The organism is Geodermatophilus sp. URMC 61 (genome assembly GCF_052931555.1).
Genome location: NZ_JBRFHZ010000002.1, coordinates 2,731,627 through 2,754,444 on the forward strand (window position 1 = coordinate 2,731,627; position 22,818 = coordinate 2,754,444).

Below are 22,818 nucleotides of genomic sequence, written 5' to 3' on the forward strand. Positions count from 1 at the left end.
GTTGCGATGCATCCTGACCGAGCGGAACGCCACTGTGACGCAACCTGCGCGGAGCAGTCCTCCGGACTGGGCGCATGTGCCTCACGGGCCCCGAGCGTCGCTGCTGCGTCGACCCGCACGGGGAGATGGCGGCGGTCAGACTCGAGATGAGCCGGGGCCTGCCCCGGCAGGGTGCTCTACCCGTTCATCAGCCCGGCTAGCACGGCCGGGTCCGCGCCTCGAGGTGCGAGAACGAGGTCCGCTCGAGCGCGTCCTGCTGGGGTGCGCAGTCCTCCTCGACCCGAGAGACAGAGATGCAGCGGGTCCCGTCGAAGGTCAGGAGAATCCCTGCCGGAGCGCCATCTGCCCCCGACGGACCGCGATCAGCAGCTGCGCATACTCACGCTCATCGACGCTCGGCGGCACCTCGATGCCTGCCGTCCGGAACAGGTCCGCGGTTCGAGGTGCGGACGTCGCCGTCGCCGTCCGCCATGGAGCAGGCGCTGGCCGAGAAGCTGCAGGCTCGCCAGAACGCGCGGATGGCCGCCGGCTACTGGTGGACTTGGAGCGACCCACGGCCGGACGGCTCGCTCGTCCCCGACGCCCGGATCGGCGACTGGTTTCACCCCTGGACCCTCAAGGGCGACCGCTTGGTCGGCGACGCCCCACCCGCGGCTCTGTGGGCCTCCGACGAACGCGGCTGCGACCAGATCGGCTCCGTCTACCTGATCTGGCGGACCGACCGGTGGGTCGCCGTCCGCAGCGCCAATCGCGACCCCGACTTCCGCAGCACCAAGCGGGTCAGCGACGCCGACTTCGACCCCCCGGTGCGCAACGTCTACAAGGTGCTGCTCACCCGCGGCCTGCGCGGCGTCTACCTGTACCCCACCGATCCGGAGACCCAACGGTTTTGGAAGGCCTCGTCGGCTGAGTCACCGGGACCGCTGGCAGCGGGCCCCTATCCCCCGCTGGCGTAGGCCGACAGCCGCTCGCTGACCGGGGTCACGGTGGGCAGGGGCGGACGGGCGAAGTGGTCCGGCTTGAGCGAGCGCAGCAGCTGCTCCCCGTCGCGGACCCAGTCGAACCGCGGTCGCTTCAGCAGCCGGCGGACGAGCACGCTGGCCTTGTCCGGGTCCCGGCCGGCCAGCCGGCGCAGCACCATCGGCGCGACGGTGTCGTCGTGCAGGTACGACAGCACGGTTTCCCGGTACCGGCGGCGCCGCAGCAGATCGGGATCGGCGAAGGCCTCCGCGACCAGGCCGAACTCGGCGAGGAAGTCCAGCCCGTCGTCCTCGTCGTAGACGAACGCCACGGTCTCGGCGTCGACCAGCTCCGGCGGCAACTCGATCCCCGGGGCGGGGGTCCCGCTCGACCGGCGCGCAGCCTCCGGGTGCTCCCGCAGGATCTCCTCCTGGCGGAACGCGGAGAACTCGTCGAGCCGCCGCTGCGCCAGCTCTCCCGGCACGACCACGAGGTCGGTGCCGAAGAACCGGATGAACCGCTGCCGCTCCTCCCGCTGCATCTCCCACGCCTGGGCCAGCTTCTCGGGGTTGCGGAGCGCCGCCTCCGGCGAGCGCAACGACATGTCCAGTGCCAGCTGCGCGGCGACCTTGCGCTCGGCCGGCCGCAGCACGCTCATCGGCCCGCTGAACACCCACTCGTCGCCGACCGCCACCAGGCGGGCGAGCAGGAACGACCGCTCCGGTGTCCGGCGGAACACCGACCGGCCGGCGGTCGACCGCGCCCGGTACGTCAGGTCGTCGACGAGGTTGACCAGGGTCAGCACGTCCCTGTCGCGGCGCTCCACCTCGAACACTCCGGAGACGACGTCGCGCCAGCCGAGCAGCATCTGCCGGTCCTGCGGCGAGAGGTCGGGGCGGGCGTCGACGAACTGCTCGACGACTGTGCGGCCGTCGCGCAGGCGGTGCTCCAGCAGGAAGGAGTCCCACAGCAGGATGCCCTGGCCCTCGTCCTCCACCGCGAGAGCCTCGCGCTGGTGGGCGAGCATCTCGCGAAAGGGCCGGTCGTAGCGCGGCTGCTGCGAGAACTCCACCAGCTGCCGCTTCAGCTCGCCGGCCCGCTCGACGAGGTCCTCTCCCACCATGAACAGCCTCCGCGCCAGCGGACGTTCCGCGGTCGCGCTCACCGTATGCCTGCCGAGCCGTCCGGGCGGCGAGCAGTCACCCCGGCTGACCGGTCGGCGGAGACACGGCCGATCCGCTCAGGCAGTCAGTGCATCCCGCCAGTCCCGGAAGTAGGCACGCAGGTCCCCGACCTGTGTCGGGGGCGATCGGCAGGTCCTCGTCCTCGTACCGGTCGAGCATCGTCATCATCTCCGCGAGAACGCCGAGGTCCAGCCCCAGGTCGACGGCGCGTGCCCGCTCGATCAGCAACGCGCGGCCGTAGCGATGCGCGAGCTGGTACACGTCGACGAAGTCACGAGCCGCCGCACGGTCGAACAGTGCGAGGAGTTCCGGCCGGCAAGGTCTTCCGGCGCGAGGGTCGGCCCGAGCAGGCTCACCGAGCTGGGCTGGTTCGGTGGGGCGTCCACGACCAGGTCGACGAGCAGGTCCTCTGGTCCATGTACCGCCAGACGGCAGAACTGGGCGGCGTCCTGGAGTCTGATGACATGCCAGCCCCGCTCGGCCGCGGCTGCTTCGAACGCGTCTCGTGCCACGGGAACGTCAGCGCCTCGGGTGGTGAGGAAGTCGAGGTCCTGTGTCGGCCGGTTGCTCAGTCGCTGGGCGTTCAGGGCGGCGCCGCCCGTGAGCAGGAAGCCGCTGGCCGCCGGAAGTGAGAAGAACAAGCGCGCCACCTCGATCTGGAACCCGGTGAGCGCGGTGCTCGTGCCGCCCCCGGTCACTACGCAGCGATCGACCCGGTGGAGCTGTCGATGAGAGGCTGCCAGGCTGCGCGGACGTCTCGCGGCAGGACGAGTTCGTCCCACAGATCGATGAGCAAGGCACCGTCGATGTACGTCAGGACGTCCTGCCGCTGGCCTTCCCGCAGCACGATCTCGTAGACCCGTGCACGCTGGGACCGCTTCCTGAGGTCGAAGCTACGTCCTGGTTCGGACCAGTTCAGGTGCAGAGGTAGGGTGATCTCTGCGAGCGCTCGTCCGAGCGGTAGACGTGGCAGGCGCGTCGGCACGTGCGCAGTCCGGCCGCGCGACAAGGTCCGCTCCTCGAACTCGACGCTCGGCACAGCGGCCAGCTCGTGCCCGGTCTCCTCCAGGATCCGTTCTGCGGTCGCGAGGGTCGGGGACTTGCGACCGTGCTCGTAGGCGGACAAGGTCGAGCGTGAGGTGTGCGCGCGGCGGGCCAGCTCCTCCTGCGTCAGTCCAGCCTCGACTCGCGCGTGTTCGAGCAGTGCAGCCGCCTGCATGTCGATCCTCCTCCCCAGGCCCATGTATCTGATCGGATACGGTACTCAACGTCTGAAGCCCCGCAAGCGATCCCGCAAGCCGCACGCCCCTCGAGTCGTCACTGCCCCACTCGAACGAGTGGTCCAGGATCTCGATTGCTGACCCCGCCGAACGCTCCAGCTGCCGGAGGACCCGTGCCGAATAGTCGTTGAGGCCGGTCAGTGAACGGCTTGCCGTGCCGGCCGGCATCGATCGCACAGGGCCCTCTCAGGAGCCCGAGATTCCTCGCGTGTCGGCGAAGTCGACCGCCGCGGCGGGTTCCTCCTCGACCGGCTCCGCTGGCTGCCGGTAGCCGGTGAGGTCCGGGCGGTCCGCGCTGCGCCCGGCCGAGCTGACGCGCCGCACCTCGCCTGAGCAATCGCTGACGCTGAGCCGGCCGTCCGCCAGGTCGACCAGCAGCTCGTCGCCGACATGGGCGACGAAGCGGTGCTTGCCGGAAGCGGTCACGTCGCCGGATGCTGCCGTGCCGGTCCCCGGTGTCGACGCCAGGGCCGGCGTCCGGAGCGCCGACGCCGTCTCCCTCGAGCAGCACCACACCGCACCTCACCGAAGCCATTGCCTCGCAAGCCGGAGGCCGAGAGGGTGAGCCGCGAGGCGATGCCGCCGGGGCGCCGCCCGAACGGAGGTGGCATGTACGCCCGATCCACCAGCATCCGCGGCAACCTCAGCAACCTCGACGCCGGCATCGCCTACGTGCGCGACGAGGTGATGCCGGCGGTCCCGAAGAAGGACGGCTGCGTCGGCCTGTCGCTGCTCGCCGACCGCGGGAGCGGCCGCTGCATCGTCGCGACCTCCTTCGTCGACGAGCAGGCCATGCGCGCCACTGCCCACGAGGACCGCACCGTCCAGCACCGCCTCATGCACACCCTCGGCGGCGAGCACGCCGACGTCCAGGAGTGGGAGATCGCCGTCCTCCACCGGGAGCGCCCGGCCGGGGACGGCGCCGGCGCGCAGGTCACCTGGGCCCGCATCGCACCCAACCACCTCGACGACCTGCTCGACGCCTACCGGCACAACCTGCTGCCCAAGCTGCAGGAGCTGCCCGGCTTCTGCAGCGTCAGCATGCTGGTCGACCGGCGCCTCGGCCGTACGGTCAGCGTCACCAGCTTCGAGGACCGCAACTGGGTCGCCCGGGACCGGAAGGAAGCACGGTCCCTGCGCGAGCAGTTCGCCCAGGCCATGGGCGCCAAGATCGTGGACGTCGCCGAGATGGACCTCGTCCTCGCCCACCTGCACGTTCCCGAGGCCGTGTAAGAGCCCGAAGTCGCAGAAGCGCCCCGACGACCGTGGTCGTCGGGGCGCTTCTGCGAGGTGGGCCAGACCCCGGCCACAACGGCGCGGAGCGCCGCCCCATCGACGCCGCCGCCGCGACACCCGAGCCGCGACTGGGACTGGAGTGGCCGCTGCTGTTCACGGGACACCCGTGCCGCCGACACGCGCCTGTCACCTGGCCGAACGAGGGTCGCCGCGCCATCGCGCGCCGTGGCGGTTAAGTTACCCGCCAGTGACTTAAGTCACTCAAGATCCACAACTCAGCGACAGGCAGGCCGATGCTCTACACCGCTTACGAGATGAACCGCCGGATGGGAGCGCCCGTCGTCGCGGCGTCCGAGTGGACCGCCCGCGCGCTGCAGGGCCTCCCGGCCCCGCTGGGCCGCACCCCGGCCGTCCGTCACGTGCTGGCCGCCTGCGACATCCTCGCCAACGCGCGTCCCACCCACCACCGCCCGGCGTTCGGCATCACCACCGTGCCGGTCGGCGACCGCGAGGCGGACGTCTTCGAGCGCCCGGCGCTGAAGACCCCCTTCGGCACCCTGCTGCACTTCGCCAAGCCCTCGGTCACCGACCAGCCCCGCGTGCTCGTCGTCGGCCCCATGTCCGGCCACTTCACGACGCTCATCCGGCCGACGATCAAGACGCTCCTGGCCGACCACGACGTCTACGTCATCGACTGGCACAACGCCCGCGACGTCCCCGCCGAGCACGGGCCCTTCGGGCTCGACGAGTACATCGACCACGTGATGCAGGCGCTGCGCCACCTCGGCCCCGACACGCACCTCCTGGCCGTCTGCCAGCCCGCGCCGCTGGTGCTCGCCGCCGTCGCGCTGCTCGCCGAGGACCAGGACCCCGCCGAGCCTGCCAGCGTCACGCTCATGGCCGGCCCGATCGACACCCGCGTCAACCCCAACCGGGTCAACACGTCGGCTGCCGACAAGCCGCTCTCCTGGTTCGAGCGCCGGGTCGTCGACACCGTGCCGAGCCGGTACGCGGGCGCGGGACGGCGGGTCTACCCCGGCGTCGTGCAGCTGACCGCGTTCATGTCGATGAACCCCCGGCGGCACCTCACCGCGCACGCGCGGCTGTACCGCGACCTGGTCACCGGCAACGCGGCCAAGGCCGCCACCACCCGCGCCTTCTACGACGAGTACGGCGCGGTCATGGACGTGCCCGCGGAGTTCTACCTGGAGACGGTCGGCCGCGTCTTCCAGCAGCACGACCTCCCCCGCGGGCGCTTCACCTGGCGGGGACGGCGCGTCAACCCCGGCGCCATCCGGAACACCGCGCTGCTCACCGTCGAGGGCGCGAACGACGACATCTGCTCCCCCGGCCAGACGGAGGCGGCTCACCAGCTCTGCACCGGGATCCCGGCGGAGCGCAAGCGCCACCACCTGCAGGCCGGGGTGGGCCACTACGGCGTCTTCAGCGGCTCCCGCTGGGAGGCCGAGGTCTACCCCGTCGTCCGGGAGTTCATCGCCTCCGCCCGCGATCGGGAGCAGGCAACCTCCTTGGGCTGACCCGCACCGCCAGGGGCGGCCGGCCGCAGAGCCGTCCGCCTCTGGCGACGCGGGCGTCACCGCAGCCACGATCCGGACCGCCACCGGATCGGGAGGTCGCCGTGTACCTCACCCAGGGGCTGCACCGCTCCGTCCAGCAACGCCCGGACGGGATCGCCACCGTCTGCGCCGGCCGCACCCGGACCCACGCCGAGTCGGTCGACCGGATCGCCCGGCTCGCGGCCGCCCTCCGGTCGCTCGGGATCCGGGACGGTGAGCGCGCGGCCATCCTGTCCCTGAACTCCGACCGCTACCACGAGTTCCTCGCCGCGACGCTGTGGGCCGGCGGCGTCGTCGTCCCGGTCAACATCCGGTGGAGCGTCCCGGAGATCGCCGACTCGCTCGCCGAGGTCGACGCCCGGGTCCTCGTCGTCGACGACGCCTTCGCAACCTGCGTCGACGGCATCCGGGCGGGCCACCCCTGGCTCCGGCACGTCGTCCACGCCGGCGACGGCCCTCCCCCCGACGGCATGCTCCCCTTCGAGGAGCTGGTGGAGACGTCCGACCCGGTCGAGGACGCCCGCCGCGGCGGCGACCGGCTCGCCGGTGTCTTCTACACCGGCGGCACCACCGGCCGGTCCAAGGGCGTGCTGCTCAGCCACGACAACCTGCTGACGTCGGCCATGGGCGCGCTGGCCACCGACCACGTCGCGCCCGACCGCGTGTTCCTGCACGCCGCGCCGATGTTCCACGCCGCGGCCTTCTCGGGCTGGGTCGGCAACGGCGTGGTCGGCGGCACGCAGGTGATGGTCCCGGTGTTCGACCCGGTCGCCGTCCTCACCGCCGTCCAGGAGCACGGCGTGACCGACGTGCTGCTGGTCCCCACGATGATCCAGCTGGTGGTCGACTCCCCCCGGGTCGGCGAGTTCGACCTGACCAGCGTCCGGCGCTTGATGTACGGCGCCTCTCCCATGTCCGACGCCCTGCTCGGCCGGACGATGAAGGCGCTGCCCAACGCCCGCTTCCTGCAGGCCTACGGCATGACCGAGCTCGCCCCCGTGGCCACCCTCCTCACGGCGGACGACCACCAGGACCCGACGCACCGGCGCTCGGTCGGCCGCGCCGCGCCGCACGCCGAGGTGCGCATCGTCGGTGCGGACGACGCCGAGCTGCCCCGCGGCGAGGTCGGCGAGATCGTCGTCCGCGGCGGCCACGTGATGCTCGGCTACTGGAACCGGCCGGAGGAGACCGCCGAGGCGCTGCGCGGCGGCTGGATGCACACCGGCGACGCCGGCTGGATGGACGACGAGGGCTACGTGTACCTCACCGACCGCCTCAAGGACATGATCGTCTCCGGCGGCGAGAATGTGTACTCGGTCGAGGTGGAGAGCGTCCTCGCTCAGCACCCGGCGGTGGCCACCTGCGCGGTCATCGGCGTGCCCGACGACACCTGGGGCGAGCGCGTCCACGCCGTCGTCGTCCCGGCGGCCGGCGCCGCCGTGACCCTCGAGGAGCTGCGCGCCTTCTGCGCCGACCGGCTCGCCAGTTACAAGCAGCCGAGGTCCATGGACGTCGTCGACGCGTTGCCGCTCTCCCCCGCCGGCAAGGTGCTCAAGCGCGAGCTGCGGAAGCCCTACTGGGCCGGGCAGGAGCGCGCCGTCCACTGACTCCGACTGCTCGGTGGCCGTTCGGGTGAGCTCACTCCATGCGGCTCCCCGGTGACGCACCCGTCTCCTACTCGCGGGCCGTGTCCGTCGCCGAGTCGCTCGACCGTCTGCGCGCCGCCGCAGACGACGGGCGGCTCGACGAGGTGGCACGTCGGTACGGCGTCGCGCTGATCACCGTCTTCGGCAGCGCCGTCCGGACCCCGGAGCGGGCCCGCGACCTCGACGTCGCCGTGTCCCTCCCCGCTGGACCGCACGGGCTGCTGGCGCTCGTCGGGGAACTCGCCGACCTGACCGCCAGCGACGACGTCGACGTGCTGGTCCTCGACGGCGCCTCCCCGACGGCGCGGTTCTCCGGACTGGTCGGCGCGCAACCCCTGTACGAGGCATCGCCCGGCCTGTTCGCCCGGACCCAGATGGCCGCGGCCCTCGAGTTCTACGAGACGGCGTGGCTGCGCGACCTCGATCTGCAGCGGATGGCCACCTCGTGACACCCCGCCCGGTCGACGTCGCATCGGTGCAGGGGAAGCTCCGGTCGCTCGAGCACACTGCGTGCTGCGGGACCTGACGGAGGACGAGATCGTCGACCGCTTCCTCGCGGGGGTCCACCGTGGTCGGCCTGCGACCTGCGTCCGCTCCTCGAGGAGGTGCCGGTGGCGGGCAGCGCCAACAGCATCGGGGATCCGCTCGTCTGGAGCCGGCGCAACGTGCGACGGCTGCTCGATCCGCGCCTCTTGCACCTCGACCCTCGACGCGGCACCTCGATCGCGCACCGGAGCTGCTCCGCGACCTGTCCGCCACGAGCACGGCGAGCGCGGCCTCCGCCGGGAACTCACGGACGGTGCGCTGGCCGTGGTCGACGCATCCGCCGCCGCCCTCAGCGCGGCCGTGCGCCGGCTGGACGAGGACGACGAGCACCTCGGACCGCCGCGCTGACCTGCCGGAACTGTCGGACCTCCCGGTTAGCGTGCGGTCATGGAGGACGGAGGGGTGCCGCGGCCGCCGGAGGACGGCGAACCGATGCCCGTCGTGCCGTCGGAGGTGGTGTCGCCGGAGCTGGCCGAGTTCGAGCTGGTCTGCGACATCTGGTCGGCCGACGCGCACATGGCCCGCGAGCACGCCCGGCAGGCGGCCACGATCGCCGAGCTGGCCCGCCGGCGCGCGGTCGAGCGCGACGCCGCCTTCGGTCCCCGGGGCGGGCCGGGGCCGGACTCCCGGGCGATGCGCCCGGCCGCGCTCGTCGACGTGTCCGACGACTTCGTCAGCGAACTCGCGATCATCCGCTCCTGCTCCGAGGCCGAGGCCGGCCGGCTGGCGGCCGAGTCGATGCTGCTCACCACCAAGCTCGCCGCCACCTGGTCGGAGCTGTACGCCGGGCGGCTGACCGTGCGCAAGGCGCGCATCCTGCTCGACCTGCTCGGTGACACCGACGACGCCGTCGCCGCCGGGGTGCAGGCACGGGTGCTCCCCGGCGCCGAGAGCTGCCCGCCGGGCCGGCTCGGCGACCGCACCCGCTACCACCTGTACCGGCTGGACGCCGACGCGAAGGAGCGCCGCCGCACGGAGTCCGAGCGGAAGGCCGACGTGCACGTCGAGCGCACCGCCGACGACCTGGGCCGGCTGGTCGTCGAGGGGCCCTTGCCCGCCGTGCACGCGGCTCGCGACGCGGTCGACCGGTACGCGCGGTGGATGCGCGCCGACGGCGACGACCGGCCGATGGGCGTGCTGCGCTCAGCCGCCGCACTCGACCTGATCCTGCGGCCCTGGGACACCAGCCGCCCACCGGTGACCGCGCTGCTGCACGTGCACGCCCCGCTGTCCTCGCTGCGGCCCGATGCGCGGGCCGGCGCGGCCCCGGCGGAGCTGGACGGGCAGTTGATCTCCGCCGCCCAGTGCCGCGACCTGCTCGCCTCGCTCGACCTGCTGGGCCTCGGGTCGGCTCCGGCGGGCGGGGCGGTGCTCGTCGCGATCGACGACCCGGCCTCCGGCGAGACCGTTGCGGTGGCCACCCGCGCCGAGCTGCGCCGCGCCGCAGGTCGGGGTCGCCGCGTCCGCCGGCGGACCCGGCCGAGCACCGGCGGCTGTCCCACCCAGGGACAGCAGCAGGACACCGGTGGGGCCGACGGAACCGGCGGGGCGGACGAGGGGCCCGGCCTGCGGCCCCCTCCGTCGACCCGCCGCTACCGGCCCACCGCGGCCCAGCGCCGCCTCGTCACCGCCCGCGACCGGCACTGCCGCATGTCCGGCTGCCGCCGGAGACCCGGGCGCCACGACATCGACCACGGGCACGCGTTCGCCGCCGGTGGGTTCACCGCCTGCTGGAACCTGTGTTGCCTGTGCCGGCGGCACCACCGGATCAAGACGTTCGCCCGCGGCTGGTCCTTCACCCTGCTCGCCGACGGCCGGCTGGTCGTCCGCACGCCGTCGGGGGTCTCCCGGTCCACCCGCCCGCCTGGCTGGTGCCACGACCCCGAACCGGACCCGCCCTGGCTCGACGACCTCGCGCCACCCGACCCGCTGCGCACGTGAGGGCCGTCACGACGGGAGGAGGCGATGGCGATGAGCGAGCCGGCCGCTGCAGTGCTCGACGTCACGCCCGCGAGACCCTGGCCGCGTCGAGCGCTTCGACGAGGCGTTCGCCCGGCACGACGTCGACGCGGTGATGGCCGCCATGACCGAGGACTGCGTCCTCGAGTCGACCGCGCCGACCTCGCGCTGGCCGGGGACGGCTGGGAGGGCACGACGACGGGGACGGCCGATCCCCCGCCGGGAGGTCCGGTCGTTCGGCCGGTTCCTCAGACCGGGTCGAGGAGCTGGCCGAGGTCAGCCGGATCGGCAGGGGAACCGAGGTACGTGCCCTGCCCGGCGTCGCACTCCAGCTCCCGCAGGATGGTGACCTGGGCCGGCGTCTCCACGCCCTCGGCGGTGACCGTGAGGCCGAGCAGGTGGGCCAGCGAGACGATCGACCCGACGAGCTGGACGTCGACGGGGTCGGCCGCGTCGTCGGAGCGCAGTCCGCGGAGGAAGGAACCGTCGAGCTTGAGCTCGTCGAGCGGCAGCCGCCGCAGGTAGGCGAGGTTGGAGTAGCCGGTACCGAAGTCGTCGATGGCCAGGCGCACGCCCATCCCGGCGAGCGCGTCGAGGGTGTGACCGGTGAGCGGGTCGGTGCCGATGACGGCGCTCTCGGTGATCTCGAGCTGCAGCTGCTGCGGGTGCAGCCCGCTGTCGGAGAGCGCGGCGCGGACGTCGTCGACCAGGTGCTCGTCCCGCAGCTGCCGGCTGGCGAGGTTCACGCTGACGAACGGGCCGCTCCTGCTGGCTCCGAACCAGGAGAACGCCTGCCGGCAAGCGGCCCGGAGCACGTGCCGGCCGAGGGGGACGATCATCCCCGACTCCTCCGCCAGGCCGACGAAACTCTCGGGGCCGAGGAGCCCCATGCGCGGGTGCTCCCACCGGACCAGCGCCTCCACGCCGTGCAGCCGGCCGTCGGCCAGCCGCCTCAGGGGCTGGTAGTGGACCAGGAGGCCCTCCCCCGCCACCGCGGCGGGCAGCGCGGAGGAGAGCCGGTACCGGGTCATCTCCCGGGCGTCGCGCTCCGGCTCGAACAGCGCCCACTGGCTCCTGCCGTCCGCCTTGGCCCAGTAGAGCGTCATGTCGGCGGCGCGCAGCAGCTCCGCCGGGTCGATGTCGGCGATCGACCGCTCCACCACACCGACGCTGGCGGTGATCTCGACCCGGCGACCGCCCAGCTGCACCGGCTGCGCCACCGCGGCGAGGACCTCCTCGGCCAGCGCGACCAGCTGCGCGCTGTCCGACGTCCCCGGGACGAGGACGACGAACTCGTCCCCGCCGAGCCGGGCGACCGACAGCCCACGGTCGCGCACCACGGACTGGAGGCGCTGGGCGACCGCCACGAGCAGCTGGTCGCCGACCTCGTGCCCCAGCGTGTCGTTGACCGCCTTGAACCCGTCGAGGTCGAGGTAGCACAGCCCCGCCCGGGCATCCGGTGCCGCGCGGGCGAAGACGGCCTCCAGGTGGGCGAGGAACGTCCTGCGGTTGGGCAGTCCGGTCAGCGCGTCGTGCTGGGCCTCGAACTCGAGCTGCCGTCGCAGGTGGCGCAGCGCCGTGACGTCGTGGATCAGCGCCAGCTGGTACCGCGGCCGGCCGTCGCCGTCGCGGAGCAACGACACCGTGAGGTCGGTCCACACCGACTCGCCGTCGGACTTGAGGAACTGCTTCTCCAGCCGGAAGTGGTCCCGTTCCCCGCGGATCAGCTCCCCGTAGAGCCGCCAGACCTGCTCGACGTCGGCAGGGTGCATGAACTCCTGCACGGAACGGCGGCGGAACTCCTCGACCGGATGCCCCAGGAGCCGCACCAGGGCCGGGTTGACGTCCAGGATCCGGCCTTCCAGGTCGCCGATCCCGATCCCGATCGTGGCTCCCTCGAAGACCGCGCGGAAGCGCTCCTGGCTGACGTGCAGCGCCTCCCGCGCCTGCTCCCGAGCCGCTGTGGCCGCGGCCAGGATCTCCTCCTGCTCGCGCAGCGCCCGCTCCTGCAATGCCGCACTGAAGCCCTCGGCGACCGCGGCCACGAGCGCCTGCCACCGGCGGTCGGCAGGGGCACCCTCGCGCGACGGTGCCGCCCCGCCCCCGCCCGGCCCGCAGTCCAGCAGCACGCACAGCGTCTGGGAGAGGGACTGCGGGTTGGTGAAGTGGGCGTCGACCAGGGCGGCCCCCACCTGCCTGCCGAGGGACCCCTGGCGGACCGGCGGCTCGTCGAGCGCGGCGAGGAGCCGGCGCAGCAGCCCCCGCAGGAGCTCCTGGAGCTCGTCCGGCTGCAGGGGCACGTAGCTGGTCCCGGCGACGGCGTCGGCCCACCGCGCGGCGAGGGCACCGACGGGGTCCGGGGGGACGGCGGCACCCGCCCGGTCCCCGTCGTCCCGGGAGCCCGCCACCGCCGTGCTCACAGGCGGCGCCCGACCCCGGCGAAGCCGGTGGTCCGCTCCGGGTGCCGGGCCGCCGCGTCGGGGTCGTCCGGCCGCCAGAGCGGCAACCACACCAGCCCGGGGTCGAGGAGGTCGAAGCCGTCGAAGAACCCTGCGATCTCCTCCCGGCTGCGCATCGTCATCGGCGTCGGGGTGCGGCTGTAGAGCTCGCGGTGGGAGGCGGCCGCCTCGGGACGCCCGTCGGCGCTGGCGTGGGACAGGACGAGGTGGCTGCCCGGGGCCAGCCGGTCGCGGATCCGGGCCACCGCCCCGAAGGGGTCGTCCTCGTCGCTCACGAAGTGCAGGACGGCGACCACGAGCAGCGCGATGGGCTGGTCCAGGTCGAGCGTCGCCCGGACCGTCGGGTGCTCCAGGATGGTCTCCGGGGCGCGCAGGTCGGCGTGGACCACGGCGGTGTGCTCGTCGCCGGCGAGGATCGCGTGGCTGTGGGCCACCGCCACCGGGTCGCTGTCGACGTACACGACCCGGGCCCCCGGATGGGTCTGCTGGGCGGCCTCGTGCACGTTGCCCACGGTGGGGATGCCGGACCCGATGTCGAGGAACTGGGTGATGCCCTCCTCCGCCAGGTGGTGGACCGCCCGGCGGAGGAACGCGCGGTTGGCCTGCATGATCGCGGGGAGGTCCGGCCACAGGGAGATGGCCTCCCGCGCCATGCGCCGGTCGACCTCCAGGTTGTGCGATCCCCCGAGGTAGTAGTCGTACACCCGGGCCGCACTCGGACGGGTCAGGTCGACCTCGGCCGGGACCCAGCTCGGACGGTGCATGTTCCGTGCTCCTCATCCAGTGCCCACTGCTGACACCCCGCGGCCCGATGGCGACCGGCCTCGGTTCCACCCGCATCTGTACCCGAGATCCCGCCGTCCCGGTGCCCGATCGTCCCGGTGTCGGGCGACACGCCGGATCGGCCGTCGATGCCGGCCGCACCGACCATCGGACGGGCTCACCGCTGCGGCGCCGAGCCCGTCCGCGGATGTCCTCGCGTCCTCGAGGATGTGGCTATAGTTCGGCGTCGAGATGTGGCCACGAGGGGGGTCGGAGTGGACTCTGTCGGCATTCGAGAGTTGCGCGATGGGCTGAGTCGGTACCTGGCCGAGGTGCGCGCCGGGCGCACCGTCACCGTCACCGACCACGGCCGCCCCGTCGCCCGGATCGTCCCGGTCGACGAGCCCAGCCCGTTGGAGCGGCTGATCGCCGAGGGACTCGTGCAGCCGGCCCGCCAGCGCAGGCGATCGGCGCCCCAGCGTGTCGAGGCCTCCGGGACGGTCAGCGACCTGGTCGTAGAGCAGCGCAGGTGATCGCCTACTTCGACACGTCGGCGCTGGTGCCGCTGCTCGTCGAGGAGCCCGGGTCCGACGTCGCTCTCCGGGTCTTCCTGCAAGCCGAGAGCGTGGCGACGGTCCGGATGACGTTCGCCGAGGTCTCTGCTGCGCTCGCCCGCGCGTCCCGGCTCGATCGCCTGACGGCCGACGCGCACGACAGGGCACTGGTCGAACTCGAGTCCGTCTGGGCCCAGGTGGACGTCCTCGAGGTGGACGACGACCTCGTCCGCGCGGCAGGGGCTCTGGCGCGCGATCACGCCCTTCGCGGGTACGACGCCGTCCACTGCGCCGCAGCACTGCGGGTTCACAGCACGACGACCGTTGCACTGGCCGGAGACCAAGACCTGCTCGCGGCCTGGCAGCGGGAAGGTCTGCAGGTCCTCGACGCGCAGTCCTGACCCGGATGTCGCTGTCCACCTGGGCTCGTCGGGTCGTGGATCGGTGCGACGTCAGGCTCACGGAGAGCGGGTCTACGTCGCGCGGGGACCGTCCGGAGACACGTTCTCCCAGAGCTCGTCGAACGCGATGCTGTCGTAGAAGGCGGTGCCGTCGACGACCTTGCCGTCGCGCAGGGTCAGGAACCAGGCGTACGTGTTGCGGTAGGTCGTCCCCGCCGTGGTGGTGCCCTCGCCGTCCCACAGGACGATGACCGTGTCCCCGTCGGCGTAGATCCCGCGGATGTCGACCGGGCGGAACGGCGTGTCCGCTCCGAACCGGGCACCGAAGGGGTGCAGGACCTCGTCGGTGAACTCCTTCGCAGTGCCGTACGTCCCCGACGCCCGCGACCGACCGACGATCTCCCAGGTCATGTCGTCGGCGAAGATGCTCGCCACGTAGCCCTTCCCGTGTGACCACGCCTCGAAGGCGTCGGCCACGATCTCCCGGTTCGTCCTCACCCGTCAGCACCTCCTCGGACCGTGGCGCCGGCCTGGCACGACCCCGCCTCCGACACGGGCGCCATCCTCGCCCGTCCTCACCGCGTACGGACCTGCACCGACCACGCCGAGACCTCCCCACTCGGGTTCGGGTGGGGAGGACCCGTCTCGTGCTCCTCAGTCCCGCTCCCGACGTCGACCGCCTGCCCCGGCGCGGACGACGCCGTGGTCGCCGAGGCGCCGGTCAGCGCTACCGTCCGCCGGTGACCTCCGAGGACGGCGGGCCGCCGCGGGGCCGCCTCACGCGGACGGCGCGGCTCGCCGCCCTGCCCGCGGCGTACGCCGGGCGCACCGCCCTGGGGATCGGCAAGCGGATCGGCGGCCGCCCGGCCGAGGTGGTCGCCGCGCAGGTGCAGCAGCGCACCGCCGAGCAGCTGTTCGCCGTCCTCGGGCAGCTCAAGGGCGGGGCGATGAAGGTCGGCCAGGCGATGTCGGCGATGGAGGCCGCGCTGCCCGAGCAGCTGGTCGGTCCCTACCGCGAGACGCTGGTCCGGCTGCAGGAGGCGGCGCCGGCCATGCCGGCCGACCTGGTGCACCGGCAGCTCGAGGCGTCCTTCGGCCACGACTGGCGGCGGCTGTTCCGCGACTTCGACGACCGGCCGGTCGCGGCGGCCAGCGTGGGACAGGTGCACCACGCCACCTGGTCCGACGGCACCCCGGTGGCGGTGAAGGTCCAGTACCCGGGCGCCGGCGAGGCGCTCGTCGCCGACCTGGGCGTGCTGCAGAGGGCGGCGCCGCTCCTGCAGGCGGCCGTGCCCGGTCTCGACGCCCGTCGGTTGCTCGCGGAGCTGCGCGACCGGCTCGTCGAGGAGGTCGACTACGTCCGGGAGGCCGACGCCCAGACGGCGTTCGCCGACGCCTACCGCGGCGACCCGGACATCGCCGTCCCGGACGTGCTGGCCGTCGAGGGCCGGGTCCTGGTCACCCGCTGGCTGGACGGCACCCCCCTGTCGCGGGTCATCACCGACGGCAGCCGGGACGACCGGGACCACGCCGGCCGGCTGCTGGTCCGCCTGCTCGCCTCCGCGCCGGTGCGCGCCCGCCGGCTGCACGGCGACCCGCACCCCGGCAACTTCCGGCTGCTGCCCGACGGCCGGCTCGGCGTCCTCGACTTCGGCGCGACCGAGGCTCTGCCGCACGGCTGGCCGGCCCGGCTCGGACCGCTCCTCACCGCCGGTCGGGACGGCGACGCCGCGTCCCTGCACCGCATCGCCGCCTCCGCCGCGCTGCTGCGGCCGGACCAGGTCACCGCTCGAGCCCTGCTGGCCCTGCTCGACCCCTACCTGCAGCCGCTGCGCAGCCCGGCGTACCGGTTCACCCGGGCCTGGGTGCAGGAGCAGACCCGGATCGCCTCGGACCCGTTCAGCGCCGCCGCCCGCACCCAGCGCCGGCTGACCGTCCCGCCGCGCCACCTGCTGCTCCAACGCGTGGCCGCGGGGCTGGCCGGCGTCCTCTGCTCGCTGGACGCCACCGTGGCCGTCGACGCCGAGCTCCGGCGGTGGCTGCCCGGCTACGACGCGCCGCACGACTCCCGGTCCTGAGGGGAGCGGCCGGGCGACCGCGCCCCGGTCACGCACGAGGACCGCGCCGTCACTCGCTGAATGTCAGACCCTCGCCGATGATGTAACGGAGATGACCAGGACCGATTGCGTCGACATCACGGTCTGCACGAACGGCGTGTTGACGTACGACGAGATCGGTGGACACCTGCGCCCTGCGGGCACCGGATCCGTCGAGATCGACCTGACCAGGCTCCAGTTCATCGACCCGGCCGGACTGGTGAGCCTCGCGGTCATCGCCGAGCGGGCGCGGCTCCTGCGCCGTCCCGTCCGCTTCCGCAAGCCGGAGGGTGGGGACGTCGCCAACTACCTCACCCGCATGCGGCTCGGCGAGCAGCTCGCCGGGCTGGACGTCGTCCACGACCTGCCCCAGGTGCGGGAGCGCCGGCTCGGCCACCGCCTGGTCGAGCTGCGCCGGTTCGACGGGGAGGCCGGGCTGGACACCGTCGCCGCCGCCCTGGTGCAGACCTACGTCGACGACCACCCCGAGCTCATCCAGCCGCTGTACGCGGCGCTCGACGAGATGGCCCGGAACGTCCTGGAGCACAGCACCCGGTCGCACGGCTACGTGGCGCTCCAGCGGTACGACAACAGGGGGGACATCTCCTTCGCCGTCGGTGACAGCGGCATCGGCCTGCGGGAGCGGCTCTCCACCGCGATCCCCGTGCCCGACGACCGGACGGCGATCGTGCGGGCGGCGCAGGTGCACGTGACCTCGATCGGCCGCCCCGGGCGCGGCCGCGGCATCAGCCGGGTCATCGGCATCACCGGAGAGCACCGCGGGAGCGTGACGCTGATCAGCGGGAAGGCCAGCGGCACCTTCCGGCGCGGTCACCCGGAACCCGAACTGTCGGATCTGCCCGCGTCCTATCCCGGTACGCTCGCCCACGTGCGCCTGAGCCTGTGAGGAGGTCGATGACCGTGCCTGCTGTCCTCCCACCGATCGAGGTCCCGCAGCTGAGCGGCGGCCGCGAGCGCGCCCGTGCACTGATCGACGGCCTCGCGGACCGCATGCCCGGCGCCACCATCGTGGTCGACTTCCGCCGCATGGTCGCCGGCACCCCGTCCTTCGCCGACGAGCTCATCACCCGCGTGCTCGTCGACGGTGGCGCCGCGGAGCTCCGCGCGGAACACGTCAGCCGGGAGTTCGGCGAGTACCTGCTCGAGGCGGCCCGGGACCACGGGGTCGCCGAGCGCCTGCACACCGCCTGACCGCCGTCAGTCCGTGGTGCGGACGGCCTCGCCCGTGACCCGCATCGCCGTCTCCCACGTCTCCGCCTCCGCCGCGGCGGTGCCGGAGTCGTCACCCTGGAACCAGGGCAGCGCGGCGGCCTCCCACGCCAGCGCGGCCTCGCGTGCGGCGGACGACGAGACGCGGTGCACGAGCATCTGGTACCTCGACCGGGCGGCCGAGAGCTGCTGCTCCGTGCCGCGCAGGGGCAGGAGCTGGCTCCGGTCCCGCTCCAGGGCCGCCCGGTAGTCGGCCATCGCGGTCTGCAGCTCGATCAGGGTCTCGCGTTCGAACTCGCGCCACGCGCGTGCGCGCTGCTCCTGCCGTGCCCGCGCCGCGGCACGGGCCTTGAGGGACTCGGCGGTGGCCTGGGCGGCGACCGTGAGCAGCCCGCCGGCCACCACGCCGATGAAGGCCCAGACGGCTGCGCTCACCGCTCTCCCCCTCCCCTGGATCCGCACTGCAGGTCAGGACGGGCGTACGACGAGTATCGGCCGCTTCCCCGCTCCGCTTGAGCGAGGCGCTCGAACGACGTCTGCCCGCCGCACGCCGGAGCGGCGTCCGCGGAGCGCCGAGCACGGTGTGGGCGGGGCGCGTGTGACCTGCCCTGCCAGCGCTCGGTGTGGCAGACCGACCGGTGAGTCGAGGTCCGGGCGAGCCTCGACCCCGGTACCTTCAAGTCCACGAGCTGTCGCAACTTGCTAGCAGCCTGCTAGCGTCTTGACATGCGGACGCTGTACCTGCGCAACGTGCCCGACGAGGTCGTGGAAGGCCTCGAACGGCTCGCGGCCCGCGAGGGGATGTCGGTGAGCGCCGTAGCCCTCCGCGAACTGACCGAGGCCTCCCGTCGCGCGGACAACCCCCGACTGCTCGCCGCGCTCCCGGACCACGGCATCGCTCCGCCCGACATCGTCGACGGTCTGGCCGCCGAGCGCGCCTCACGGTGATCGTCCTCGACGCGTCGGCAGCCGTGTCCGCGCTGCTCAACGCGGGCGAAGCCCGGAGGTCCCTCGCCGACGAGGCGGCGCACGTCCCGCACCTCATCGACGCCGAGATCGCACATGCCCTCCGGCGCCAGGTGCTCAGCCGATCGCTCGGCGCGGACGACGGATGGGCCGCGTTGGACACCTGGCGGCGACTGGGCGTCGTGCGGCATCCGATGGGCGGGCTGCTGGACCGGGTCTGGGAGCTGCGGGAGAACGTCTCCGCCTACGACGCCTCCTACCTCGCGCTGGCCGAGGCGCTCGGCTGCGCCCTCCTCACCGCGGACGGACGGCTCAGCCGGGTGCCGGGACTCCGCTGCGCGGTGACCGTCGTCCCGCGCTGATCGCCACCCCCCGCGGCTGGCGGGAGGAACCCGGACCGGACGGCCGATACGAGCACGCGCGGGATCAGGCGAACAGGCCGCGGATGTCCTCGGCCGTCAGCGCCCCGGACAGTGCGCCGCCGTCATCGTCCATCACGCGGGCGACCAGGTCCCGCTTGCGCTCCTGCAGCGCCACGACCTTCTCCTCGATGGTCCCTGCGGCCACCAGCCGGTAGACCATCACCGTCTTGTCCTGGCCGATCCGGTGCGTGCGGTCGACCGCCTGCGCCTCCACCGCCGGGTTCCACCACGGGTCGAGCACGAACACGTAGTCGGCCTCGGTCAGGGTCAGCCCGAACCCGCCGGCCTTCAGGCTGATCAGGAAGACCGGGGCGCGCCCGCTGCGGAACTCGTCGATCCGCCGCTGCCGGTCCCGCGTGCGCCCGTCGAGGTAGGCGTAGGGCAGGCCGTGGGCGTCCAGCCGCGCGCGTACCGTGGCCAGGAAGCCGGTGAACGAGCTGAACACCAGCGCGCGGTGCCCCTCGGCGACCACCTCCTGCAGGTGCTCGAGGAACGCGTCGGCCTTGCTCGACCGGATACCGGCGTAGGCGTCATCCACCAGCGCCGCGTCGAGGGCCAGCTGCCGCAGCAGGGTCAGCGACCGGAAGATGGTGAACCGGTTCCGCTGCAGGTCGTCGACGAGGCCGAGCACCTTGCGCCGCTCCCGCTGCAGGTGCGTGTCGTACACCTTGCGGTGCCTCGGGTTCAGCACCACCTCGAGCACCTGCTCCTGCTTGGGCGGCAGCTCGGCGGCGACCTGCTCCTTGGTGCGGCGGCGCATCAGCGGCCGGATCCGGCGGCGCAGCGCCGCCAGCACGTCGGCGTCCCCGCCCCTCTCGATCGGCGTCCGGTAGTGCTCGGTGAACCGCTGCGGGCTCGGGAACAGCCCGGGCGCCACGATCGAGAGCATGGACCACAGGTCCATCAGGTCGTTCTCCACCGGTGTGCCGGTGATCGCCAGCTTGAACCGGGCCGGCAACCGCCGCGCGGCGGCGTACGTCTTCGCCTGGTGGTTCTTCACGAACTGCGCCTCGTCGAGCACCAGCCCGCTCCACGGCAACGCGCGGTAGTCGTCCTCGCCGAGCCGCAGCAGCGTGTACGAGGTGACGACCAGGTCGGCGCCGTCGACCGCCTCGGCCAGGGGCACGCCGAGCTTGCGGCCGGTGGCCTCGATGGTCCGCACACGGAGGCCGGGCGCGAAGCGGCCCGCCTCCCGCGCCCAGTTCGACACCACGCTCGTCGGGGCCACGACGAGCACCGGTGCGGTCAGCTCGCCGGCCTCCTGCGCCCGGCAGACCAGCGCCAGGGTCTGCAGGGTCTTGCCCAGCCCCATGTCGTCGGCGAGCACGCCACCGAGACCGGCGTCCCACAGCACGCAGAGCCACTGGTAGCCCTGCAGTTGGTAGGGCCGCAGCTGCGCGGCCAGCCCGGCGGGTAGCGCCGGCGGCTCGGCGTCGTCGACCTCGAGCAGCGCCCGGACGTCCCGCGTCCACCGCTCGCTCTGCTCGGCCACCACCCCGAGCTCCACGAGCTCGTCCCACAGCCCGGCCTGATAGCGGCTGATCCGCAGGCCCGGTCGCTCGGCGTCCTGCAGCGCCCGCGCCTCGTCGATCAGCCGGCGCAGGCGGTCGAACTCCGGACGGCGGATGTCGAACCATGTCCCGCTGGGCAGCACCAGGTGCGAGTCACCGGCGGCCAGCGCGGTGAACAGCGGCGCGAACGGGATGTCCTCACCGTCCACGGTGACCGTCACGCCGAGGTCGAACCAGTCGGCGTCCCCGCTGTCGGTGGCCGACACGTGCACGACCGGGTCCGCCTCGGTGTGCCGGTAGTCCGCGGGCTCCCCGGTCACCTCCACCAGCACGCCGGCGTCCGCCAACCGGGGCAGCACCTCGGTCGTGAGGACGACGGTGTCCATGCCGTGCAGCACGGCGGTCGGCGCCAGCCGCCGGTCCGGGCCGTCCTGCCACAGCCGGGGCAACCGGTCCGACGGCAGCGGCAGGGACCGCACCAGCTGCTCCTCGGCGGCGACATCGCGGCCGGCATCCGGAGCGGCGCCGTCCCCTGCTGCCAGCGGCAGCCGTCGGACGTCCTCGCCCGTGCGGTACCGCACCGACCAGGTGAGCTGGGCCCGGTGGCCGGGAGCGTGCTCGACCTGCAGGCACAGCTGCGGTGGCAGCACCTCCGGCAGCTCCACCGACCCGTCGGAGGAGCGGACCGGCAGGGCGCGGTGGAGTGCGGGGTAGAACCCGGTCAGGAAGCGCGCGCGGTCGGTCGCGGGCACGCGCAGCGAGCCGGCGATGAGCAGCTTCTCGGCGCGACGGGGCACCGGCTGCACCGGTACGAGCAGCAGCCCCCGCTCCGGCACGAGGCCCGGGGGCAGCGCCGGGTCACCGGGGAGCAGCACGGCGCCGTGCGGCGGGCTGCCGAGCAGCCGCACCGCCTCCGCGGGGACGCAGACACCGGAGCCCAGGTCGACCACCGGCTCGATGCGCAGATCGGCATCGGCACCGCCGTCCCGGCGCAGGTCCACGCCGAGCGACACCGGCTCCCCGGCCACCCGGACGGGACCGCCGCGGGCGGTCACGAGGGTCACCCCCTCGTCCACCGCCTGCTGCAGGGCCGGCCACAGCGCGGGGCCGAACTCCTCCAGCAGTACCGGCGCGTCCCCGTAGCCGTAGCCGTAGTAGCCGGGAGTGTCGTCGGCCGCCTGGTGGGCGCGGTGCAGCGCGCGCAGCGCGGCGGCTTGCGCCGGGTCGCGCTGCGCGTAGTAGTCGTACTGCAGCGACCGCCAGGACACCCCCGTGCGGATCCAGCGTCCCCTGGCGCCCCGTACGACCGGACGCAGGCGGATGGACGGCGCAGGGACGGCGGAGCGCGAGCCCCCCGGCGCCGCCTCGACCTCGAACTGCAGGCCGAGCGAGGTGCTGGTCCGCTGCCCGGACGGTGCGGCGACCTGGACCAGGTCGGCGAGCGCCGCCTCCCAGTCCGGAGCGCGTGCAGCTCCCGTCGGCGGGAGGCCGCCCATGGACTCCCGGGCAGTGACCAGGACGGCGGCGACGTGCTTGCAGTCCGCGCCGACCGGGCAGCTGCACTCCCCCCACCAGCGGGCGCTCCCGGCGTCGTAGGCCGCGATGGTCTGGTACAGGCGTCCCCCGCTGCCGGTCACCATGGCGTCGAACTGGCCGAGCGTGCGGGAGTAGGCGATGTCCGAGACACGGCCCTCGCTGGCGTAGGCCGCGCCGCGGCGGAACGCGTCATGGCCGACCGAACGGCGGATGACGGAGTCGGTCAGCGTCGACCGCAGCTCATCCACCACCCGTCCGAGGCTAGAGGCGGCCGGGGACACGGGGACCGGTCGTCCACAGCCGTCCGGGCAGCGCTCATGCCGACACAGCCGATCGCGCCGGAGCAGCGTCTGCCGGCGATACCTGACCGCCCGACCACCGGGCGGCGTCCGTCGATCACCGGGCGGGTGCCCCCTCCCGTACGAACTCGTGCCCTGCCCACCGTGGCGGGCAGAGCACGAGTCGTCGCGGGAGGACGCCGGCAGAGCGTCCG

At 73.4% G+C, this 22,818-nt stretch carries 23 protein-coding genes; 13 read left to right on the plus strand and 10 right to left on the minus strand.

Features of this window, described 5'->3' with window-relative positions; translation table 11 throughout:
• Positions 1-293 precede the first annotated feature (293 nt).
• Complete coding sequence (locus ACU610_RS12685; protein WP_446768066.1) at positions 294-956, plus strand: DNA/RNA helicase domain-containing protein; 663 nt, start codon at positions 294-296, stop codon at positions 954-956.
• On the opposite strand, the gene ACU610_RS12690 is transcribed toward ACU610_RS12685, so the two are convergent.
• The 5 genes from ACU610_RS12690 to ACU610_RS12710 all read right to left on the minus strand — a co-directional run bounded on the left by ACU610_RS12690 (position 938) and on the right by ACU610_RS12710 (position 3,850).
• Positions 938-2,125 carry a hypothetical protein gene (locus ACU610_RS12690; protein ID WP_446768067.1) on the minus strand — a complete coding sequence of 396 codons (1,188 nt, stop codon included), beginning with the start codon at positions 2,123-2,125 and terminating at the stop codon, positions 938-940. The genes ACU610_RS12685 and ACU610_RS12690 overlap by 19 nt on opposite strands.
• A 34-nt stretch (positions 2,126-2,159) precedes the next feature.
• Positions 2,160-2,405, minus strand: coding sequence for a hypothetical protein (locus ACU610_RS12695; protein ID WP_446768068.1), 246 nt, complete (start codon positions 2,403-2,405; stop codon positions 2,160-2,162).
• Positions 2,366-2,842 carry a nucleotidyl transferase AbiEii/AbiGii toxin family protein gene (locus ACU610_RS12700; protein WP_446768069.1) on the minus strand — a complete coding sequence of 159 codons (477 nt, stop codon included), beginning with the start codon at positions 2,840-2,842 and terminating at the stop codon, positions 2,366-2,368. Before ACU610_RS12700 ends, ACU610_RS12695 begins: the two co-directional genes overlap by 40 nt.
• Complete coding sequence (locus tag ACU610_RS12705; protein WP_446768070.1) at positions 2,842-3,363, minus strand: helix-turn-helix transcriptional regulator; 522 nt, start codon at positions 3,361-3,363, stop codon at positions 2,842-2,844. The genes ACU610_RS12700 and ACU610_RS12705 overlap by 1 nt, the downstream gene beginning before the upstream one ends.
• Before the next feature lie 247 nt (positions 3,364-3,610).
• Positions 3,611-3,850 (minus strand): hypothetical protein, encoded by a 240-nt coding sequence (locus tag ACU610_RS12710; protein WP_446768071.1) that lies wholly within the window; start codon positions 3,848-3,850, stop codon positions 3,611-3,613.
• A gap of 183 nt (positions 3,851-4,033) precedes the next feature.
• Between ACU610_RS12710 and ACU610_RS12715 the strand changes: the two genes are divergently transcribed.
• The 5 genes from ACU610_RS12715 (at position 4,034) to ACU610_RS12735 (ending at position 10,370) form a co-directional block, all read left to right on the plus strand.
• Entirely contained in the window at positions 4,034-4,657 is a 624-nt protein-coding gene (locus ACU610_RS12715) for a hypothetical protein (RefSeq protein WP_446768072.1), read from the plus strand.
• A gap of 296 nt (positions 4,658-4,953) precedes the next feature.
• Entirely contained in the window at positions 4,954-6,198 is a 1,245-nt protein-coding gene (locus ACU610_RS12720; protein WP_446768073.1) for a polyhydroxyalkanoate depolymerase, read from the plus strand.
• A 101-nt stretch (positions 6,199-6,299) separates the two neighbouring features.
• Positions 6,300-7,844, plus strand: coding sequence for a long-chain-fatty-acid--CoA ligase (locus ACU610_RS12725; protein WP_446768074.1), 1,545 nt, complete (start codon positions 6,300-6,302; stop codon positions 7,842-7,844).
• Positions 7,845-7,882: 38 nt separating this feature from the next.
• A complete protein-coding gene (locus ACU610_RS12730; RefSeq protein WP_446768075.1) occupies positions 7,883-8,332 on the plus strand; it encodes a nucleotidyltransferase family protein in 450 nt (149 codons plus the stop codon).
• 484 nt (positions 8,333-8,816) lie between these two features.
• Entirely contained in the window at positions 8,817-10,370 is a 1,554-nt protein-coding gene (locus ACU610_RS12735; protein ID WP_446768076.1) for an HNH endonuclease, read from the plus strand.
• A gap of 266 nt (positions 10,371-10,636) precedes the next feature.
• Here ACU610_RS12735 and ACU610_RS12740 read toward each other — a convergent pair whose 3' ends face one another.
• Together ACU610_RS12740 and ACU610_RS12745 are read right to left on the minus strand one after the other, a co-directional pair.
• Entirely contained in the window at positions 10,637-12,808 is a 2,172-nt protein-coding gene (locus tag ACU610_RS12740) for a putative bifunctional diguanylate cyclase/phosphodiesterase (RefSeq protein WP_446768077.1), read from the minus strand.
• Entirely contained in the window at positions 12,805-13,611 is an 807-nt protein-coding gene (locus tag ACU610_RS12745; protein ID WP_446768078.1) for an SAM-dependent methyltransferase, read from the minus strand. Before ACU610_RS12745 ends, ACU610_RS12740 begins: the two co-directional genes overlap by 4 nt.
• Before the next feature lie 273 nt (positions 13,612-13,884).
• On the opposite strand from ACU610_RS12745, the gene ACU610_RS12750 reads away from it, so the two are divergent.
• A complete protein-coding gene (locus tag ACU610_RS12750) occupies positions 13,885-14,142 on the plus strand; it encodes a type II toxin-antitoxin system Phd/YefM family antitoxin (protein ID WP_446768079.1) in 258 nt (85 codons plus the stop codon).
• Entirely contained in the window at positions 14,139-14,564 is a 426-nt protein-coding gene (locus ACU610_RS12755; RefSeq protein ID WP_446768080.1) for a type II toxin-antitoxin system VapC family toxin, read from the plus strand. Before ACU610_RS12750 ends, ACU610_RS12755 begins: the two co-directional genes overlap by 4 nt.
• 72 nt (positions 14,565-14,636) lie before the next feature.
• On the opposite strand, the gene ACU610_RS12760 is transcribed toward ACU610_RS12755, so the two are convergent.
• Positions 14,637-15,062, minus strand: a complete 426-nt coding sequence (locus ACU610_RS12760; protein ID WP_446768081.1) for a nuclear transport factor 2 family protein — start codon at positions 15,060-15,062, stop codon at positions 14,637-14,639.
• A gap of 242 nt (positions 15,063-15,304) precedes the next feature.
• Between ACU610_RS12760 and ACU610_RS12765 the strand changes: the two genes are divergently transcribed.
• The 3 genes from ACU610_RS12765 to ACU610_RS12775 all read left to right on the plus strand — a co-directional run bounded on the left by ACU610_RS12765 (position 15,305) and on the right by ACU610_RS12775 (position 17,872).
• Positions 15,305-16,642: an ABC1 kinase family protein gene (locus tag ACU610_RS12765; protein ID WP_446768082.1), complete on the plus strand. Its 1,338-nt coding sequence runs from the start codon at positions 15,305-15,307 to the stop codon at positions 16,640-16,642.
• A 91-nt stretch (positions 16,643-16,733) separates the two neighbouring features.
• The gene (locus ACU610_RS12770) at positions 16,734-17,567 is read left to right on the plus strand and encodes a hypothetical protein (RefSeq protein ID WP_446768083.1); all 834 of its coding nucleotides are present in this window, start codon (positions 16,734-16,736) and stop codon (positions 17,565-17,567) included.
• Positions 17,568-17,575: 8 nt separating this feature from the next.
• Positions 17,576-17,872 carry a hypothetical protein gene (locus ACU610_RS12775; protein WP_446768084.1) on the plus strand — a complete coding sequence of 99 codons (297 nt, stop codon included), beginning with the start codon at positions 17,576-17,578 and terminating at the stop codon, positions 17,870-17,872.
• Between the two features lie 6 nt (positions 17,873-17,878).
• Here ACU610_RS12775 and ACU610_RS12780 read toward each other — a convergent pair whose 3' ends face one another.
• On the minus strand, positions 17,879-18,325 hold the full coding sequence (locus ACU610_RS12780) for a hypothetical protein (RefSeq protein ID WP_446768085.1): 447 nt from the start codon (positions 18,323-18,325) through the stop codon (positions 17,879-17,881).
• Between the two features lie 291 nt (positions 18,326-18,616).
• Between ACU610_RS12780 and ACU610_RS12785 the strand changes: the two genes are divergently transcribed.
• Both ACU610_RS12785 and ACU610_RS12790 read left to right on the plus strand, forming a co-directional pair.
• Positions 18,617-18,838 carry a FitA-like ribbon-helix-helix domain-containing protein gene (locus tag ACU610_RS12785; protein ID WP_446768086.1) on the plus strand — a complete coding sequence of 74 codons (222 nt, stop codon included), beginning with the start codon at positions 18,617-18,619 and terminating at the stop codon, positions 18,836-18,838.
• Positions 18,835-19,218, plus strand: coding sequence for a type II toxin-antitoxin system VapC family toxin (locus ACU610_RS12790; RefSeq protein ID WP_446768087.1), 384 nt, complete (start codon positions 18,835-18,837; stop codon positions 19,216-19,218). Before ACU610_RS12785 ends, ACU610_RS12790 begins: the two co-directional genes overlap by 4 nt.
• A gap of 64 nt (positions 19,219-19,282) precedes the next feature.
• Here ACU610_RS12790 and ACU610_RS12795 read toward each other — a convergent pair whose 3' ends face one another.
• Positions 19,283-22,576: a DEAD/DEAH box helicase gene (locus tag ACU610_RS12795; protein WP_446768088.1), complete on the minus strand. Its 3,294-nt coding sequence runs from the start codon at positions 22,574-22,576 to the stop codon at positions 19,283-19,285.
• Positions 22,577-22,818 lie beyond the last annotated feature (242 nt).

Excerpts from the sequence above, each read along its gene's own strand:
- ACU610_RS12770 (WP_446768083.1), top strand. The coding sequence starts at position 16,734 with ATGACCAGGACCGATTGCGTCGACATCACGGTCTGCACGAACGGCGTG.
- ACU610_RS12775 (WP_446768084.1), top strand. The coding sequence starts at position 17,576 with ATGACCGTGCCTGCTGTCCTCCCACCGATCGAGGTCCCGCAGCTGAGC.
- ACU610_RS12730 (WP_446768075.1), top strand. The coding sequence starts at position 7,883 with ATGCGGCTCCCCGGTGACGCACCCGTCTCCTACTCGCGGGCCGTGTCC.
- ACU610_RS12715 (WP_446768072.1), top strand. The coding sequence starts at position 4,034 with ATGTACGCCCGATCCACCAGCATCCGCGGCAACCTCAGCAACCTCGAC.
- ACU610_RS12720 (WP_446768073.1), top strand. The coding sequence starts at position 4,954 with ATGCTCTACACCGCTTACGAGATGAACCGCCGGATGGGAGCGCCCGTC.
- ACU610_RS12745 (WP_446768078.1), bottom strand. The coding sequence starts at position 13,611 with ATGCACCGTCCGAGCTGGGTCCCGGCCGAGGTCGACCTGACCCGTCCG.
- ACU610_RS12705 (WP_446768070.1), bottom strand. The coding sequence starts at position 3,363 with ATGCAGGCGGCTGCACTGCTCGAACACGCGCGAGTCGAGGCTGGACTG.
- ACU610_RS12785 (WP_446768086.1), top strand. The coding sequence starts at position 18,617 with ATGCGGACGCTGTACCTGCGCAACGTGCCCGACGAGGTCGTGGAAGGC.
- ACU610_RS12685 (WP_446768066.1), top strand. The coding sequence starts at position 294 with ATGCAGCGGGTCCCGTCGAAGGTCAGGAGAATCCCTGCCGGAGCGCCA.
- ACU610_RS12735 (WP_446768076.1), top strand. The coding sequence starts at position 8,817 with ATGGAGGACGGAGGGGTGCCGCGGCCGCCGGAGGACGGCGAACCGATG.